This is a genomic window from Burkholderia sp. SIMBA_062 (genome assembly GCF_046534765.1).
GTDB classification, from domain to species: domain Bacteria; phylum Pseudomonadota; class Gammaproteobacteria; order Burkholderiales; family Burkholderiaceae; genus Burkholderia; species Burkholderia ambifaria.
Window position 1 is genome coordinate 124,059 of the sequence record NZ_JAWRYD010000017.1, and the last position, 18,172, is coordinate 142,230.

At 69.3% G+C, this 18,172-nt stretch carries 17 protein-coding genes; 15 read left to right on the forward strand and 2 right to left on the reverse strand.

Annotated features, from left to right (window positions below; all coding sequences use genetic code 11):
* Window positions 1–92 precede the first annotated feature (92 nt).
* A complete protein-coding gene (locus tag SB786_RS20085) occupies window positions 93–1,739 on the forward strand; it encodes a type II toxin-antitoxin system Phd/YefM family antitoxin (protein WP_410728977.1) in 1,647 nt (548 codons plus the stop codon).
* Between the two features lie 82 nt (window positions 1,740–1,821).
* Here the strand turns inward: SB786_RS20085 and gspK are convergent, their stop codons facing one another.
* Both gspK and SB786_RS20095 read right to left on the reverse strand, forming a co-directional pair.
* Window positions 1,822–2,817, reverse strand: coding sequence for a type II secretion system minor pseudopilin GspK (gspK, locus tag SB786_RS20090; protein WP_410729033.1), 996 nt, complete (start codon window positions 2,815–2,817; stop codon window positions 1,822–1,824).
* Between the two features lie 33 nt (window positions 2,818–2,850).
* Window positions 2,851–3,423, reverse strand: a complete 573-nt coding sequence (locus SB786_RS20095; protein ID WP_410728978.1) for a hypothetical protein — start codon at window positions 3,421–3,423, stop codon at window positions 2,851–2,853.
* Between the two features lie 667 nt (window positions 3,424–4,090).
* Here SB786_RS20095 and SB786_RS20100 point away from each other — a divergent pair.
* The 14 genes from SB786_RS20100 to SB786_RS20165 all read left to right on the forward strand — a co-directional run bounded on the left by SB786_RS20100 (window position 4,091) and on the right by SB786_RS20165 (window position 18,110).
* The gene (locus SB786_RS20100; RefSeq protein ID WP_410728979.1) at window positions 4,091–5,248 is read left to right on the forward strand and encodes a TIGR03032 family protein; all 1,158 of its coding nucleotides are present in this window, start codon (window positions 4,091–4,093) and stop codon (window positions 5,246–5,248) included.
* Window positions 5,245–5,892, forward strand: a complete 648-nt coding sequence (gene cysC / locus SB786_RS20105) for an adenylyl-sulfate kinase (RefSeq protein WP_410728980.1) — start codon at window positions 5,245–5,247, stop codon at window positions 5,890–5,892. Before SB786_RS20100 ends, cysC begins: the two co-directional genes overlap by 4 nt.
* Window positions 5,893–6,043: 151 nt before the next feature.
* Window positions 6,044–7,708 (forward strand): ShlB/FhaC/HecB family hemolysin secretion/activation protein, encoded by a 1,665-nt coding sequence (locus SB786_RS20110; protein WP_410728981.1) that lies wholly within the window; start codon window positions 6,044–6,046, stop codon window positions 7,706–7,708.
* A gap of 67 nt (window positions 7,709–7,775) precedes the next feature.
* The gene (locus tag SB786_RS20115) at window positions 7,776–9,581 is read left to right on the forward strand and encodes a DUF2341 domain-containing protein (protein WP_410728982.1); all 1,806 of its coding nucleotides are present in this window, start codon (window positions 7,776–7,778) and stop codon (window positions 9,579–9,581) included.
* A 19-nt stretch (window positions 9,582–9,600) separates the two neighbouring features.
* On the forward strand, window positions 9,601–10,011 hold the full coding sequence (locus tag SB786_RS20120; protein ID WP_410728983.1) for an ExbD/TolR family protein: 411 nt from the start codon (window positions 9,601–9,603) through the stop codon (window positions 10,009–10,011).
* Between the two features lie 4 nt (window positions 10,012–10,015).
* Window positions 10,016–10,714 carry an energy transducer TonB gene (locus SB786_RS20125; RefSeq protein WP_410728984.1) on the forward strand — a complete coding sequence of 233 codons (699 nt, stop codon included), beginning with the start codon at window positions 10,016–10,018 and terminating at the stop codon, window positions 10,712–10,714.
* Between the two features lie 91 nt (window positions 10,715–10,805).
* Complete coding sequence (locus tag SB786_RS20130) at window positions 10,806–12,626, forward strand: putative porin (RefSeq protein ID WP_410728986.1); 1,821 nt, start codon at window positions 10,806–10,808, stop codon at window positions 12,624–12,626.
* 12 nt (window positions 12,627–12,638) lie between these two features.
* Complete coding sequence (locus SB786_RS20135) at window positions 12,639–13,319, forward strand: hypothetical protein (RefSeq protein ID WP_410728987.1); 681 nt, start codon at window positions 12,639–12,641, stop codon at window positions 13,317–13,319.
* A gap of 57 nt (window positions 13,320–13,376) precedes the next feature.
* A complete protein-coding gene (locus SB786_RS20140) occupies window positions 13,377–13,955 on the forward strand; it encodes a YbjN domain-containing protein (RefSeq protein WP_410728988.1) in 579 nt (192 codons plus the stop codon).
* Window positions 13,952–14,380 (forward strand): hypothetical protein, encoded by a 429-nt coding sequence (locus SB786_RS20145; RefSeq protein WP_410728989.1) that lies wholly within the window; start codon window positions 13,952–13,954, stop codon window positions 14,378–14,380. The genes SB786_RS20140 and SB786_RS20145 overlap by 4 nt, the downstream gene beginning before the upstream one ends.
* Window positions 14,381–14,467: 87 nt before the next feature.
* Window positions 14,468–15,358 carry a peptidylprolyl isomerase gene (locus SB786_RS20150; protein ID WP_410728990.1) on the forward strand — a complete coding sequence of 297 codons (891 nt, stop codon included), beginning with the start codon at window positions 14,468–14,470 and terminating at the stop codon, window positions 15,356–15,358.
* Between the two features lie 6 nt (window positions 15,359–15,364).
* Window positions 15,365–16,219: a hypothetical protein gene (locus SB786_RS20155; protein ID WP_410728991.1), complete on the forward strand. Its 855-nt coding sequence runs from the start codon at window positions 15,365–15,367 to the stop codon at window positions 16,217–16,219.
* 48 nt (window positions 16,220–16,267) lie between these two features.
* Window positions 16,268–16,636 carry a hypothetical protein gene (locus SB786_RS20160; protein ID WP_410728992.1) on the forward strand — a complete coding sequence of 123 codons (369 nt, stop codon included), beginning with the start codon at window positions 16,268–16,270 and terminating at the stop codon, window positions 16,634–16,636.
* 37 nt (window positions 16,637–16,673) lie between these two features.
* Window positions 16,674–18,110, forward strand: coding sequence for a Do family serine endopeptidase (locus tag SB786_RS20165; RefSeq protein ID WP_410728994.1), 1,437 nt, complete (start codon window positions 16,674–16,676; stop codon window positions 18,108–18,110).
* Window positions 18,111–18,172 lie beyond the last annotated feature (62 nt).

Consider the following 18,172-nt stretch of genomic DNA (forward strand, 5'->3'; position numbering starts at 1 on the left):
GATGCTGCGGCGTCGACTGCGGCCCGTCAAGTGCGATCGTGCGGTGGCGACCGGTTGCGTGTGCGGCATTGCGAACGGTATGGAGTGTCCCGATGATGCGCGCGGTGGTGGAACGTTTCGTCGAACAGAGTCCGATGGCGATCATGACGCGGCTCGTGCTGCAGTGCGCGCTGCACGACGACTGGCTCGACGCGACCGCCGACACCGATGGCAAACCCGACGACGAGCCGATTCGCGAGGCGCTGTTCGCGCTCGCGGTCGATGCGATCGCGGCGATCGCCGCGCACATGCGCATGCCGTCCGCTGCGGCCGGTGTCGCGCCGATCGGCGTGGGGGCCGCCGTCGCCGAGCTGCACGACGGGATGAGCCGGTTGCGTGCCGGGTGGGGGCGCGCGCTCGTGAAGGACAGCGCGGAACTGCTGCTGCCGATCGCGGCGGCGCGTGTGGACGAGAGCGGGCTCGGCGGGATGCGGCTGCGCGTGCTCGACGGCGCGGCTGACGCGTGTGCGCCCGGGCAGGCTGCCTGCGATTGCGGGCGGGCCTGCGACGACCCCGCGTACGACGCTGCCCTCGGCGCCGGCACGCGCGTGCTGCCGGTTTACGATCCCGATCTGGGGTTGATCGTCGACCTGCTGCCGGTCGAGCGCGGCCGGCAGCACGCGCGTGCGTTCGTCGCCGCGCTGCTCGAAACGGTGCGGCCCGGCGAGCTGTGGATCGTCGACGGGCGCTTCGATACGGATGCGATTCTGTCGGGATGGCCACGCCGCGGCGGTGCGTTGATCCTGCGCGAGTACGGTCCCGCGAGCACGGTCCGGCCGCTCGATGAATGGCATGACGCGGGCGTGTGCGACGACGGCATCGTGCGCGAACAGCCGGTGGGAATGACCGGCGACGGCGGCGCAACCGGTACGTTGAGGCGGATCGAATGGCGCCGCGCGGCGGCGGGCGGTGAACCCGGAGAAGCGGTGGCGCTGCTGACGGATTTGCCGGCCGAGCGGTTCGACGCGGCACGGATCGTGCAGCTATCGCGCCGACGCTGGCGCGACGTGTTGCCATTGCCGCTCGAACCGGTGCTGGCAGGCGCGCCGTTCGGCGACACGCCGGCGCGTGCGTCGCTGCTCGCCTGCGGGATCGTGGCGCTCGCGTATAACGCGTTCAGCGTGATGACGCGGGTGGTCGGTGCGGCGCTCGATCTCGACGCGCGCGACGCCGAGCGTCTTCCGTCGCATATCGCCGATGGCGCCGCGGCGATCTACGCCGGGATGATGATCGCGCTGCCGCCCGACTGGTGGCGCCGCTACGACCAGTTGCCCGCAACCACCCTCGGCCAGATCGTGCGGGTGCTGGCCGTGCACGTCGATCCGCGCAGCGCGCGCCGCAAGCGCCGCGACAACCGGCTGTCGGCGAAATCGCAGGCGCTGCTGCGTGCGGCGACGCTCGAGCGGCTGCTGCACGACGACGGCGACGATGCCGTCACGAACGTGTTCAGCCTGCGCACGATCGCGATGGCGACGCGCGACTTCAGCAGCAATCCGTCGAAGGCGCTGCGGCATGCGGGCGAGGCGTTGGTGATGGTCACCAAATACAACCGGCCGATCGCGCTGCTCGTATCGATCGACGACTGGAACCGCCTGCTCGGCGAAGTCCGCGAGACGAGCCTCACGCGGCTGACGTTCGATTGCGCGGTGAAGCCGCAGGGTGCGCGCGGGCTCGGATTGAGCGAGTCGTCGCTGATCTAGATCGGCGCTGCGGCTCACGCGCGATTCGTTGGATCGCGCGTCGTCGATCCGCAAGCACGTGCGCAAATCGTGCGGTCGGCATTCAACTCGTGAGCCGCCGCACCCAGATCACCGACGTCCACGTGAAATTGCCGCTGCCGTAACGCGCGATCAGCGTTTCGATGCGTGCGTTGATCCGCGCCGAATGGACGCGGCAGTGCACGATGAAATAGCCGCTGCTGACGCCCACGGCCGAGCCGTCCGGCAGCGTCGGGCTGCCGCCCTGCGCGGGCAGCAGATACTCGGCGATATCGCCGGTGCTGACGAAATACGCGGTGCCGCGCCGCTCGACGAGCCGTTTCGCCTGACTTTTCGACAGCGTCGGAATCGCGGCGACGAGCACGGGCTCGGCCGCCGTGTTCGCGTTCACGACGGTGAGGTCGGGCAGCACCGTCACGAACGGCGCGAGCGCGTCGATCGCATGCGCGTCGTAGCCGGGAATTCGTGCGAGATCGTCGACCGACACGAGCTGCAGCGGCCAGCCGCCGGGGCCGTTCGTGTCGCGCAGCGAGCGCAGCATGTAGTCGGCCGTCGGTTGCGCGAGCGCAGGATCGAGCGCGAGTTCGCCGAGCAGCCGCCGATACGCGAGCACGCCTGCGGCGTTTGCCTGCCACGGTTTGCCCGGCGCGATGCGCGACACGAGGTTCATCAGGTTGAAGCGGGCCTGCGCATCCTCGACGTTTCCGGAGATCGATGCGCGCGCAAGTTCCGCGTTGACCGAGACCGCATCCGGCGGCAGCAGGTCGGACAGCGGCACATCGGAGAATGGGGCCGACCACGGCTGGCCGGCGAAGGTCACGTTCGACGTCGCGTTCTGCGCGCGCAGCGTCGCCCGCGCCCATTCGACCGCGGCGCGCTCGACCCACATCGTCTGCGTCGCGAGCCGCTGGTTCTCGACGTCGCGCGTCGCGACCTGCTGACGCCACAGCACGCTGGCCGCCAGCGTGGCCGCCAGCGCGACGACGAGCAGCACCGTCACGATCGCGATGCCGCGTGCGCGTGTCGCGCGTGTCGCGCCGGATCTCCCGTATCGATGCATTCGCATGCCCCCGTTGTGTGGGCGCAGCCTCATTCACGCCTCGAACGCGAGCCACGCATGCGCGATGCTCGCATGCGCGGATGACGTGACACCGAACATCGCGGCGAGCCCCGCGACCCAGAACGCGAGTATCGCGGGATGCATGCCGTCGCCGTCGAGCGCGAGCGGGCCGACCAGCGCGGGGATCGATTGCGAGCGCCACAGGAGGAGCACGAACAGCGTGCAGCCGATGGCCATCGCAACGAAGAACGTGAACAGCGCGACCGTCGAGCGCCGCGTGAACGGCACGCGATGATGGCGCTGGTTGGTCGCGACGATCGCGACGCCGTTCGCGACGGGCACGATCGCCATCGCGAGCGTCCAGAACAGCGGCTGGTCGCTCGACGCATTGATCAGCAGCAGCGTGCCGATCGTCCAGACCGGCGGCGCCAGCAGCGTCAGCACGCACCATGACAGCGACTGCCACGCGAGCCACGGCGCGCGCCAGCGCAACGGGCGGCGCGGCACGGCACGACCGGCGGGGGCCGCGCGCAGCGGGTCGGGCAGTGCCGCCGCGCCGGACAGCCTCCCGGCGAGCCAGCGAACGAGCATCGTGGCGAATGACATGGATCGGACCCCGTCGTCGATGTGTTTTTCTCATTAGCTAGGACGGATCGGACAGCGCGAAACCGCAGGTTTTTTCGTGACGTTCGGGCGCTTGCGGCGCTGCGATAGCGGCGGCCGGTCGCGCGTAAACGATATCGGGCGCGTGTCGCACTCGGTCTCGTGAATATCTTCAGCGCAATGTCACAAAAACTTCCCGATAGCACCCGACGATTGTCGGGCCGCACGCGGGTGCGACGCGTTTTCGCGATGTGCCCGTATGGCGGCAACACGTTTGCCGGCGACTCGCGCACGCGCGACGCCGAAGATCCGACACGGGCCAGGCAGGCGACATGCACACGAAACGGGGGCCACGCACATTCCTGCACGGCGTTCCGCGCGTTTTCGCGCGCGGGTTGCGCCGTGCGCGCATTGCAGGCCGCACGCGGTCGGCGACGCCGTTGGATCGGCGCCGCCGACCGCGCGTACACGCGCACTCGCGGCGCAGCGGCCGGTCCACGCAAAAAAGTTTGCGGCAATGCGCATTTCGTTCCGTCTAGGTAGGTGAGTGTCGCGACCCGGCACGCGCGATCCGGCTCGTGGCCGGCGCGCGCATGCCGTGCGTGCGGACGGGCGAGTGCGGACTTCACCTTTATTCATCACGCGGCGCGAAGCCGACAGGTGCATCACAGTGGAACAGTTCGAGGAAGGCCGGCAGGGCGGCGACGCGCTCGCCGCAGCGGAACGGGCAGCGGAAGCGATGTCGCCGGTGATCAACCTGCGCGACACGGGACGCTTTCTGCAGGTGCTCGAGGCGCTCGGCTGTTCGCTGGCCGTCAGCCGCCGCCCGTCGGGCGTCGCGGTGATCGGTGTCGACGCGGGCGTGCCGACGCTGTCCGCGTGCCTGCTGCCGCGCTCGATGGGGATGGCCGTATCCGGCAACCGGCTTGCGGTCGCGACGATGCACGAACTGATGGTGTTCGCGAACGTGTCGACGCTCGCGCCGCTCTATCCCGGCCGCCCCGACCACTACGACGCGATGTTCGTGCCGCGCATGGCGTACTACACCGGAGACCTGGACCTGCACGACATGGCGTTCGACAAGCACGTCGTGCTCGCGGTCAACACCCGCTATTCGTGCATCAGCGTGATCGATGGCTACTTCAACTTCACGTCGATCTGGCAGCCGCCGTTCGTGACCGCGATGAAGCCCGACGACCGCTGTCACCTGAACGGGATGGCATTCAGCGACGGCAAGGTGCGCTTCGCGACGGCGCTCGGGGTGACCGACGAGCCGTCCGGCTGGCGGCGCGGGATGGCCGACGGCGGCGTTGTGATGGAGGTGCCGTCGGGTCGCATCGTCGCGTCGGGGCTGTCGATGCCGCATTCGCCGCGCGTGATCGGCGGACGCCTGCACGTGCTCGAAGGTGGCCGCGGCCAGGTGCTGCAGATCGATCCGCAGTCGGGCGCGCGACGCGTGCTCGCGACACTGCCGGGTTTCACGCACGGTCTCGCGGAATACGGCGGCGTGCTGTTCGTCGGACTGTCGAAGCTGCGCGACAAGCGCGGGCCGCAGGGGCTGCCGATCGAAAGCGAGGCCGATGCAATCGTCGCGGGCGTCGCCGCGCTCGACGCGAACAGCGGCGCGGTGCTCGGCATCCTCCAGTTCTTCAACGGTGTCGACGAGATATTCGACGTGCAGGTGCTGCCGAACGTGCGGCGCGCCGAGATCCTGAGCGCGCCTCAATGGGCGGAGACACCGTCGATCGTCACGATGCAGGGGGGATTCTGGCAAACGCGACCGCGCGAGGACGACGAGCCCGCGAACGTCGGGGGGCAAGCGCGATGAACATCGATCGTTGCGGGTTTTCCGCGGTCGTTTCGTCCTTATCGGTAGACGCGGCCAACGCGTCGCGCAGCGCGGCGCCGCAACTTGCGGGCGGCGTGCTGTGGCTGACGGGGCTGTCGGGCGCGGGCAAGACGACGCTGGCCGATGCGCTGGCGCAGCGCCTGCGCGAGCGGCGGACGCATGCGATGGTGCTCGACGGCGACCGGATGCGGGCCGGACTGAATCGGGATCTCGGCTTTGCCGAGCAGGACCGTTTCGAGAACGTGAGGCGCATCGCCGAGGTTGCTGCGGTGGCGAGCGGATCGGGCGCTGTCGCGATCGTCGCGGTGATCTCGCCGCTCGCGGCGATGCGCGATGCGGCGAGGTCGATCGTCGGCGCGGCGTTTCGCGAGGTGTACGTGAGCACGCCGCTCGCCCGCTGCGAAGCGCGCGACCCGAAAGGGCTGTACGCGAAGGCGCGGCGCGGCGTGCTGCCGGGATTCACGGGCGTGTCGTCGCCGTACGAGCCGCCGGTCGATGCGGATCTCGTGCTCGACACCGACCGGGAATCGCTCGCGGTGTGCGTCGATACGCTGATGCGGTATGCGTGCGTGCAGTTCGGTTGTCCGGCTGGTGGAATGCCGGAGCAGGCGGGCCGCGACTGAAGCAGAAGCGGCAAGCAGCAGGAAGCATCGAGCACGTCGTGATAAGGATGACGAACAAATCGTCATCGAAGTGAAACACGCATTTGATAGCGGTGCGGGCGGCTGGTGCAGCGAGCGCTCCGCGATCCGGAACAACAAAGGGGAAGGGCGCATGCCGCCGAGAGTAGACCGCAAGTCACGCGAACGATGGCGGCTGAAATGCCGATGCCTGGCCGGCGCCGTGCTGGCCGGAGGGCTGTGCGTCGCCTCGGGCGTGCGCGCGCAGGAAGCCGCCGTGGCACCGGCCGCGAACGCGGCAGCGTCGGGATCGCCGGCGCCGCAGACGTTCGACGTGAACGCGTTCGTCGTGCGCGGCAACACGACGCTGCCGACGCTCGAGATCGAGAAGGCCGTCTATCCATTCGAAGGGCCGGGCCGCACGCTCGCCGACGTGAACGCGGCGCGCGATTCGCTGCAGAAGGCCTATCAGGAGCGTGGCTATCAGTCGGTGGTTGTCGAGCTGCCGCAGCAGCAGGTGAAGAACGGCGTGATCCTGCTGCAGGTGGTCGAGGCGAAGGTGGGCAGGCTGCGCGTCGACGGCGCGCAGTACAACTCGCCGCGCAACATCCGCGACGCGGTGCCCGCGCTCGCCGAAGGCAAGGTGCCCGACTTCAATCAGGCGCAGCAGCAGCTCACCGACCTGAACCGCTCGGCGGATCGCCAGGTGATTCCGGTGCTCAAGCCCGGCGCGATGCCGCAGACGGTCGACGTCGATCTCAAGGTCGACGATCACAGCCCGCTGCACGGCACACTGGAGCTGAACAACGACAACAGCCCCGGCACGTCGACGCTGCGCACCAGCGCGAGCCTCAGCTATTCGAACCTGTGGCAGCTCGGCCACGTGATTTCCGGCACCTACGTGATCGCGCCGCAGCATCCGAACGATGCGCGCGTCTATGCGTTCTCGTATCTCGCGCCGATCAAGGACACGCGCTGGAGCTTCCTCGCCACCGTCGTGCACTCGGACAGCAACGTCGCGTCGGTCGGCGGCACCAACGTGCTCGGCAAGGGCACGACCTACGGCTTCACCGCGATCTACGCGCTGCCCGCGTCGGAAACCTACGCGCACTCGGTCAGCATCGAGATCGACCGCAAGCATTACGACGAGAACGTGAGTCTGGTGGGCCAGACATCCACCGCGCCGCTGACCTACGTGCCGGTGACGTTCTCGTACAACGGCCAGCTGAGCCTGAAGAACTCGCAGACGTCGTTCTCCGCGTCGCTCACCACCAACATCCGCGGCCTCGGCAGCGACTGGGGCGCGTGGGACAACAAGCGCTACAAGGCGACGCCCGACTTCGTGTACGGCAAGTTCGACGTGAATCACACACAGCGCTTCGCGAACGACATGCAGGCCAACGGCCACGTGAGCGCGCAGATCTCGAATTCGCCGCTCGTGTCGAGCGAGCAGTTCGCCGCCGGCGGGATGAACAGCGTGCGCGGCTACATGCAGGCGGAAGACACGGCCGACAGCGGCGTGATCGCGTCGCTCGAGCTGCGCAGCCCGTCGCTGTCGAAATGGCTCGGCGGCGCGGTGGGCAGCCGCGTGAACGAGTGGCGCTTTCACGCGTTCTTCGATGCGGCGCACCTGTGGCTGCTGAGCCCGCTGCCGGAGCAGACGTCGCGCTTCAACCTGATGAGCGTCGGCGTCGGCACGCGGTTGCAGATCATGAAGTACGCCAGCGCGGATTTCGAGGCCGGCTGGCCGCTGAAGGCGGGTGTCTATACGCGGCAGTACAGCCCGCGTTTCGATTTCTACGTGCGGCTGGGGTTCTGACGGATTTTTTTTGACCGTGCCGGGGCGACGCGACGAGCGAAGCGCCCGCACATTCGGGGAGTGGATCGTGAAGCGAGTCTTGTTTTTCCTGTTGGCGGTGATGCTCGGCGTGCTGCCCGGCATCGCGAACGCATGGTGGCAGAACGACTGGTCGTACCGGAAGGCGATCACGATCGACGCGAGCCCGAAGGGCGCGAACCTCGCGGATTCGGCGGGCCGCGTGCCGCTGCTGATGCGCCTGCATTCGGGCAACTTCCAGTTCGACGGGCTGGCCGATAACGGCGCGGATATCCGCTTCGTCGCGTCCAACGACAAGACGCCGCTGAACTACCACGTCGAACAATACGACCCGGTGCTCGGCGTCGCGCTGATCTGGGTCGACGTGCCGAAGATGCCGGCGGGCGCCGCGGAATCGATCTGGATGTACTACGGCAACAAGAAGGCGCCGGACGGCGGCAAGCCGGCCGAGACGTTCGATCCCGACTACACGCTCGTGTACCACTTCAACGGCGCGTCGGGCACGCCGCCGAAGGACGCGACGGCGTATGCGAACAACGCGCAAAACGCGACGTTCCGCGCGGTTGAAGACGGCATCGTCGGCAAGGGCGCGCGCTTCGACGGCAATGCGTCGCTGACGCTGCCCGCGAGCCCGGCGCTGAACGTGCCGGCCGGCGGCAGCTTCACGTTCAGCGCGTGGGTCAAGCCCGCGGCGCTCGCGCCGAACACGCTCGTCTACAGCCGCCGCGACGGCGCGAACGCGCTGCTGATCGGCCTCGACAACGGCGTGCCGTTCGCGGAAATCGACGGCGCGGCCGGCAGCGCGGCCCCCGTGCGCACGCCGGCCGCGGCGCCGGTCGCCGCGAACCAGTGGACCTATCTCGCGGTGACGGCAGACGGCAAGAACCTGACCGTCTACGTCAACGGCAAGCAGGCCGCGCAGGTCGCGGTGGCGTTGCCCGCGCTGAACGGCGTCGCGACGGTCGGCGCGGATGCGGCCGGCGCACCGGCGGGCTTCGCCGCCTACACGGGCGCGCTCGATGAGCTGCGGCTGTCGAAGATCGCGCGTTCGCCGGCGGCGATCGCGGTCGACGCGCTGGCCCAGGGCTCGGAATCGAAGCTGGTCGCGTACGGCGCGGACGAGAAGCAGTCGGGCTTCGGCTTCGGCTACTTCGGCGTGATCGTGCAGTCGGTGACCGTCGACGCGTGGGTCGTGATCACGATCCTGCTGGGCATGGCGTTCGTGTCGTGGATCGTGATGTGGACCAAGGCGCGCTACGTCGGCACCGTCGACAAGGCGAACCAGTACTTCGTGCAGCGCTTTCGCGAAGTGGCCGGACGTCACCTGGTGGGCCTCGCGCACGTCGACGAAGGCAGCGCGGAAGGGCGGCGCCTCTACCAGTCGTCGCTGTACCGGCTCTACAAGTCCGGCGTGCATGAAATCCACAGCCGGATGGACGACAACGGCCGCACGGTGATCACGAGCGAGTCGATCGAGGCGATTCGCGCATCGATGGACGCGACGCTCGTGCGGGAAAACCAGCGGCTGTCGAAATCGATGGTGCTGCTGACGATCGCGATTTCGGGCGGCCCGTTCCTCGGCCTGCTCGGCACCGTGGTCGGCGTGATGATCACGTTCGCGGCGATCGCCGCGGCCGGCGATGTGAACGTGAACGCGATCGCGCCGGGTATCGCGGCCGCGTTGCTCGCGACCGTCACCGGCCTGTTCGTCGCGATCCCCGCGCTGTTCGGCTACAACTACCTTCTGATCCGCAACAAGAACGTGACCGCGAACATGCAGGTGTTCGTCGACGAATTCGTCACGCGCCTCGCCGAAGCGCACCGCACGCCGGATCACGCGGTGCTGGCCGACTGAACGCACGCAGGAGACCACCATGCAGGTTCAGGACGACGACAAGCCGTACGACGACATCAACATCACGCCGATGCTCGACCTCGCGTACGTGCTGCTGATCATCTTCATCATCATGACGACCGCGTCGGTGCAGGGCATCAAGGTCGATCTGCCGAAGGCGAGCTCGTCCGCGAGCCTCGCGAAGCCGAAGACGAAGGCGATCACGGTGGCCGCTTCGGGGCAGGTGTTCCTCGATGCGTACCCGGTGACGATGGACGAGCTCGAAAGCCGGCTGCGCACCGAGAAGGCGACCAATCCGGAATTCCCGATCGTGTTGAAGGGCGACGCGGGCGTGCAGTACCAGAAGGTGATGGACGTGCTCGACCTGCTGCGGCGCCTCGACCTGTCGCAGGTCGGCCTGGTGACCGGCAAGGCGAAGCAGGGCGGCTGACGCGATGGAAATGACCTACAACGGCGGCCCGCCGGACAAGGGCCCCGGCCGCTACGTGAAGCCGGTCGCGATCGCGCTGGTGCTCGCGGCGCTCGCCGCGCTGATCTGGCATTTCGCGGGCGACACGGCCGGCGTGAAGCGCGCGAGCGCGCCGCAGGTGACGACGGTGATTCCGCTGCCGCCGCCCCCACCGCCGCCGAAGCAGAAGCCGCCGCCCGAGAAGGTGAAGGAAGAGGTGAAGACGCCGGTCGAGCGGCCGACGATCGCGCCGAAGCCGTCCGAGGCGCCGAAGCCGTCGGATAACCAGCCGAAGCAGATGACGATGAACGCGCCCGCGCAGGCCGGCACCGACAGCTTCAACATCGGCGCGGGCGACGGCTCGGGCATGGTCGGCAGTGGCGGGGGCGGCAAGTTCGGCAACGCGAGCTACGCGCAATACATGGTGTACGTGCTGCAGCGCGCGATCGAGCAGGACAAGGGCGTGCAGGAGGCCGGTGGCGCGCGCTTCACGGGCAGCCTGAACCTGTGGATGGACGCGTCCGGGCGCATCACGAAGGTGACGGTCGCGCAGTCGACCGGCGACGCGAAGCTCGACGCGGCGGTCATCACGGCGGTGGAATCGCTCGGCCGGGTCGACGAGGCGCCGCCGCCCGCGACCGCGTATCCGGTGCTCGTCAGGTTGCAGGGGCGCAAGCCGGCATGACGGGCGGGCGTGCAGGGCGAATCAATCATGGGGCGGCATCCGTCGCACGGATGTTGCCGGAAAAGAAACGGAAATTGTTCGGAGTGCATAGATGATTCACAAGATGAACGGATTGGGTGCGGCGCCTCGCGGTGGCGCGCTGCCCGCGCGCCTGTCGCGCGTCGGCGCGGCGGTGCTGACGCTGGGGCTGACGTGCGCGTCGGCTGCTCACGGGCAATCGCTCGAGGCGCAGGCGGCGACGGGCAAGGCCGCGCCGACCGAGAGCGTGGTGATCAACCTGATCAACCTGCTGGTGAAGCGCGGCGTGCTCACGCAGCAGAACGCGAACGAACTGATCAGCGAGGCGCGCACCGAGGCCACGCAGGCCCGCACTGCACGCGCATCCGGCGCATCGGGCACATCGATCGTGGCGGGCGGCATGGTCAATCCGCCGACGCAGCCCGGCGACGTCGCGGTGCCGTACGTGCCGCAACTGGTGCGCGACCAGATCCGCGACCAGGTCAAGCAGGAGGTGATCGCGCAGGCGAAAGCCGAGAACTGGGCGCAGCCGAACACGTTCCCCGACTGGGTGTCGCGCATCAAGATCGACGGCGACATGCGCGTGCGCGACGAATATCACTTCTACGGCAGCGGCAACACCAACGGCGTGACGAACTTCGCGGCGATCAACCAGGGCGGCGGGTTCGATGTCAACCCGAACACCAACAACACGCAGATCCCCACGCAGAACACCACGCAGAACCGCAACAACCTGCTGCGCTATCGCGCGCGGCTCGGCGTGACGGCGACGCTGTCCGACGAGATGATCGCCGGCCTCCAGCTCGCGAGCGGCAACGACAACGGCCCGGTTTCCACCACGGGGACGGCCGGCGGCGGCTGGGGCAAGAAGAACATCTGGCTGAACAAGGCGTTCTTCGCCTACCGGCCGACGCCGTGGCTGAACCTGACGGCCGGCCGCTTCGACAACCCGTTCTTCAAGTCGGACCTGGTGTTCGCCGACGACCTGATGATGGACGGCCTCGCGGCGAACCTGCGCCATGCGCTGCCATGGAATCCGGACGTCACGCTGTTCGGCACGCTCGGCGTGTTCCCGATCCAGTACACGAGCGAGAACTTCCCGTCCAACAGCACCGACAAGGCCGGCAGCGACACGAAGTGGATGTTCGGCGCGCAGTTCGGCGCGGACTGGAAGATCGACGCGAAGAACCGGCTGCGCGGCGCGGTTGCGTACTACGACTTCCAGAATATCCGTGGCTCGCTGTCGTCGCCGTGCGCGCTGTATGCCGGCGCGACGAGCTGCAACACCGACAACGAGGCGCCGGCGTTCATGCAGGGCGGCAACTCGCTGATCGCGCTGCGCAACATCGTGCAGAACCCCAACCTCGCACCGGGCATGACGCCGCAGCCGCAGCTGTTCGGGCTCGCCTACAACTACCGGCTGCTCGACCTGAAGGCGCAGTGGGACACGGTCGTCGCCGACCGCTTCAAGGTGCGCCTGGACGGCGAATTCGTGCGCAACCTCGCGTACAACGACAACAAGGCGTTCGCCGCGGCGTCGCTGCCGGTCAACAACTACGAATCGACGTCGGTGAACGCGACGCGCGCCGATTACCGCAGCGGCCCGAACGGCTTCCTCGCGAAGGCGACGATCGGCGAGCCGGAGCCGCGCGAGAAGGGGCAGTGGAACTTCTCGGTCGCGTACAAGTACCTGCAGCCGGACGCCGTGCTCGACGCATTCAACGACCCGGACTTCCATCTCGGCGGCACCAACGCACGCGGCTACGTGATCGGCGCCGCGTATGCGGTCGCACGCGACACGTGGGTGTCGGCCCGCTACCTGAGCTCGAAGGAAGTGTATGGGCCGCCGGTATCGATCGACGTGCTGCAGCTCGAGCTCAGCGCTCGCTTCTGACCGGAGCCGCGGATGAACACGACCTATCGCACGATGCTCGCGGGCGTGCTGCTGCTGGCGGCCGGCGGCGCGCACGCGCAGAGCATCGAGGACAAGCTGCGCACCCAGTTGCGCTCGACCGTGCAGGAGCTGCGCCAGCTGCAGGACAACCAGGTGCAGTTGCAGGCCGACAAGGCCGCCGCCGAGAAGCAGCGCGACGACGCACTGGCGCAACTGAAGACGGCGCAAGCGCAACTCGCGTCGGCGCGCGGCGACTCGGGGGCCGAAGCGGCCGCGAAGCGTGCGCTCGCGGCGGAGCGGACGGGGCGCGAGCAGGATGCGCGGTCGCTCGCGAAGTACAAGGCGTCCTACGAGGATCTGCTCGCGGTGTCGCGCGCCCGCGATGCGCAACATGCGCAGGCGCAGAAGGACGTCGCCGCGCGTGACACGCAACTGACAACCTGCCAGGCACACAATGCGGAGCTGTATCGCGTGGGCCACGAGATCCTCGACGCGTACGAGCATGTCGGGATCGGCACGTTCTTCGCGTCGCGGCAGCCGTTCGCGCAGTCGGCACGCGTGCAGTACGACGATCTCGCGCAACGCTACGGCGATGCATTGTATGCGGGCAAGTACGACCCGGCCGCACGCGTGCCGGCCGCGACGCCGGCATCTGCGTCCGCTGCGTCGGCCGCATCCGCGAGCGCGCAATGACCTGGGGCCGCAGCCGGCCTTGAACCGATCGATTCATTGAACACCGGGAATACAGACATGCAAGACAAGCAACCGAACAGCGCCGACGAACGCGCGGCGCAAGACGCACCGATCGAAGCCATCAGCGCGGAACGCCTCGCCGACATCCTGCGCCGCGCGGGCTACCGCGTGACGATCGCCGAACAGAACGGCGCGATGCAACTGATGAGCGCGAGCCAGGGCGTCGGCTTCGCGGTGCGCTTCGGCAATCCGGCCGCCGGGCTCGTGCCGCAAGGCGTGGATGCCGCGGCGATCCCGTACATCGACTACACGCTGTCGTGCGTGCTGCAGGTGCAGGGTGACCTGCCGGCCGAGCTCGTCGCGAACTGGAACCGCACCAAGCGCTTCGCGCGTCTCGCGAGCCACGGGGCGTTTCTCGCGCTGGAGATGGACGTGGTGGTCGCGGGCGGCGTGTCGGAGCGCCACCTGCGCTCGACGGTCGAGCTGTGGGATCGGCTGATCCAGGAATTCCTGCTGCATCTGCGCAACCGTCCGGCGATGGCCGAGCAGGAAGCGGCGGCCGGCCTGGTAGCGGGTGGCGACACGGGCGCATCGGCTGCCGCCGCGGCTCCGTCCGAGGCCGCGGCCCAGTCATGATCGCCGGGAGCCGCCGGATCGGCGCCGCGCTGCGCGCGCTGCTGCCGGCGCGAGCGCGGCCCGCCGCACGCGCGCTGGCCGCCGCCGACGTGCCCGCCGGCTGGCTCGCGTATGCGGACGGCGTCGCGCGGCGGCTGCAGGCGGCGATCGACGGCGACGACGCGGCCGCGTGCCGGCTGCGCGCGGACGTCGGGCGCTGGGCCGACCGACTGGCGGACACCGGCGACGATCGGCTGATGCTGCCGGTGCGCGCATGGCTCGACCGGCGTGGGCACGTGACGCGCGTGGACAGCGCGCCGGCCAGCGATCCGGCGGTCGATGCCGCGCTGCGCGACACGCTCGTCGGTCGCGCGGTCGGCGCCGCACCGCCACCCGGGATGACCCAGCCGATCGTGCTGCGCATGACGCTGTCGGGCCTGCGCTAGCGCGATGCGGCGACGAACGTGACGACGCACAGGCCGCGCGAGCGGCGGCGTGCGCGATTCAACAGCAATCGAGAGGGCAGTCGAACCATGATGAGAAAGATGAAGACCCTGGCCATGATGGGCGCGGGCCTGATGCTGGCCGCGCCGCTCGTCGCGCATGCGCAGGACGACGTGATCGCGAACGCCGCGCAGGCGTCGGTCACGCAGGCCGATATCGCAAGCCTGCTGAAGGCGGTGAGCCCCGAAGGGCGCGAGCGGCTCGCGGCCGATCCGGCGGTGCTGGACCAGGTCGTGCGCTCGACGCTCGCGCAGAAGGCGGTGCTCGCCGAGGCGAAATCGAAGGGCTGGGATCAGGAGCCGCAGGTGCAGACGGCGGTCGAGCAGGCGCGGCGCGAGATCGTCGTGCGCAGCTATCTCGCGTCGGTGAGTGCGCCGCCGGCCGACTATCCGTCGGACGCCGAGATCCAGTCCGCCTACGAGCGCAACCGTGCGGCATTCATCGCGCCGCGCGCGTTGCACGTCGCGCAGATCTACATCGCGGTACCGCCGAATGCGGACACGGCGACGCTCGACGCCGCGCGCAAGCAGGCGGCCGATCTCGCGAGCCGCGCGCGCAGCGGCGATTTCGCGGCGCTCGCGAAGGCGAATTCGCAGGACAAGGCGAGCGCGATAAACGGCGGCGATCTCGGCTTCGTGCCGGATTCGTTGATGCTGCCGGCCGTGCGGCAGGCCGCCGATGCGCTGCAGCCGGGCCAGGTGTCCGGGCCGGTCCGCACGCCGTCGGGTTTCCATGTCGTGAAGCTGCTCGAGGTGCGCGCGGCCGCACCGCGCCCGCTGGCCGACGTGAAGGAGCAGGTGCGCACGATGCTGCGCGCGCAGCGTACGCAGCAGAACGCGCAAGCGTATCTCGCGAAGCTGGCCGCGAATGCGCCGATCAACGAAGACGCGCTGAAGAAAGCGCTCGCGGCTGCGCGGTAGGCGCTCATGGCACCTGTCCGTTCGACGCCGCGCGTCGTGGCGCCCGATGCGCGCCTGCCGGGGCGGCGGCGCGCGGCCGCCGCGCCCGATCGTCCGCGCCTGCCGAAGGCGAATCCGTGGCCGGGGCCGCCCGGCGAATGGCCGTCCCATTGTCCGCTCTGTTTCGGCGCGCTCGAGCCGCTACCCGGCGCGGGCGGCCATGCACGACACCGCAGCGCGCGCTGCTCCGCGCAGTGCGTGCTGACGACGCGGCAGTACCAGCCGGACGAGCTCACGATCCGCGGCTCGCACGACGTGCAGGTCGCGGCGCGCCATCGCGAGCGGTTCGTGGCGCACTGGACGCGTCACTACGCGTCGATGCGACGCGCGTGGCCCGCGCTGACGATCGAGCGCTTCATCGCGGTGATCGCATGCGTGGACGTCGCGGATCTCTGGTCGTACCGGATGCTGCACGACGACGATCTTGCGGCCGTGCTGCTCGTGCTGGCCGGTTTCCTGCGCGTGCCGGATGCACCGGTCGCCGATGGGCCGGCCGCCACTTCCACCGGGGTTGCCGGGGTTGCCGCGCTCGCGCCGACGGTGCGCTGGGTGCGGTTCTGGTTCGATGCGAGCGTGCGCGACGTCGGCGACCTGTGGACGGCCGGCAGCGCCGCGCCGCGGCTCTTTCGCGTCGACTATCGGGAGCCGGTCGTCACGCCGTATCCGACCGGCGCGCACGTGCATGCGTGGCAGGCGGTCGAAGGGATGCGCGACGCATGGGCGCAGGGCGCCGACACGCGCGACCCCGCCGTCGAAGCGGCCGAACGCACCGCGTTCGAGTGTTTTCTGGCGCGGCCGCGGGCGCACGGCGCAGGTGCATGAGCGAACGCGTGCACGAAGGACAGTTGGCCATGATCGAACGGAGGCCAGATGAAGAGGCGACTTGAGGTTGCGGTGACGATCGCCTGCGTGCTGCAGGTGGCCGGCGCGCATGCACAGGGCGATCGCGCGGCCACGGCCGAGCCCGGTTCGGCCGCGAAGCCGGTATGCGTCGACGCGGAAGTCGACGGCAAGCGCGCGCTGTCGTACGACTGCTTGAGCCAGCAACTGAAGCCGACGGCCGAAGCGCAACCCGGCGACGCATCGCAGACGGATTCGGAGCGGCTGTCGAAGCAGCCGTCGAACCGCCTCGGCACGTTCAACCTGTCGACCGAGCAGAACCGTTTCGGCGCGAACTGGGGCCGCTCGGTGACGCCGCAGCGGCCGAATGCGCCGGTCGCGGTGCCGCCGAAGCCATAATGGCGCGCGGTATCGGAACCCGACGGGGAGCGGCGACATGAGCGCGCGCATGAACATGGGCCGGGCAGGGATGCGGCGAATGATCTTCGGCGGGCTCGCGTTCGCGTGCATCTGCATGGCGGCGACGGCGACGGCGACAACGGCCGCCGAGCGCGCCGCACCGGCAGCGGACCGTCCCGCCTCCGCCACCGTCGCGCTGCCAAATTTCGCGGCGCTCGTGCGGCGTGTGGGCCCGGCCGTCGTCAACATCAGTGCCACGCGCGAAGTCACGCAAATGGGCATCCAGCTGCCGCCCGGCATTGCGCCCGATCATCCGCTCGCACCGTTTCTCGCGCGGCGCGTGATCGGCAACCGCGAGGAGGTGAGCCTCGGCTCCGGCTTCATCGTCAGCGCGGACGGCGTGATCCTGACGAACCGGCACGTGGTCGGCGACGCGGCCGCCGTCGACGTGAAGCTGACCGACAAGCGCCAGTTCAAGGGCCGCGTGATCGGCAGCGATCCGGTGTCCGACGTCGCGGTGATCCGCATCGAGGCGCGCAACCTGCCGGTCGTCGCGACGGGCGACCCCGCACGCGCCGAGGTTGGCGACTGGGTGATGGCGATCGGTTCGCCGTACGGGTTCGCGAACACGGTCACGCAAGGCATCGTCAGCGCGAAGTCGCGCTCGTTGCCCGGCGAGCGAGCGATCCCGTTCATCCAGACCGACGTGCCGATCAATCCCGGCAATTCGGGTGGGCCGCTGTTCGATCTCGACGGCCGCGTGATCGCCATCAACTCGATGATCTTCTCGAAGACGGGCGGTTATCAGGGGCTCGCGTTCGCGATTCCGATCGACATCGCGCTCGACGTGAAGGACCAGTTGCTGCGCACCGGCAAGGTCACGCGCGGCCGGCTCGGCGCGGCCGTGCAGGAGGTGAGCCAGGCGCTCGCGCGCTCGTTCGGCCTCGCGAACCCCGACGGCGCGCTGATCACGATGGTCGAGCCCGACGGTCCGGCCGCGCAGGCGGGGCTGCAGGCGGGCGACGTCGTGCTCGCGGTAGACGGCAAGCCGGTCGCTGAATCGGTGGACCTGCTCGGCACGATCGCGGGCATGCGCGCGGGGCGGCAGGTTGAACTGCTCGTGTGGCGCGCGGGGCGGGCGATGCATGTCGGCGCGACGGTCGGCGCATTCGACAGCGGTTCGGCCGCGGCCGGTGGCGTGGCGGGGCCTGCACGGTTCGGGCTCGCGCTGCGCGCGGCGAACGAACAGGAACGGCAGCGTCTGGGCGTGAACCAGGCGCTCGTCGTCGAACAGGCGAGCGGTCAGGCGGCGCGCGCGGGACTGCAGCCCGGCGACATCGTGCTGTCGGTCAACGGCACGCCGGTCGCGAACCTCGGCGCGCTGATGGCCGAGATCGACGCCGCGCACGGCAACGTCGCGCTGCTCGTGCAACGCGGCGGTACGCGGCTGTATGTGCCGATCGAGATCGGATGAGTGGGCCGCGGCGATGTGAAGCGATACGGCGTGAGTGCGCCGTTGCGGCACGCGAGCAAAAC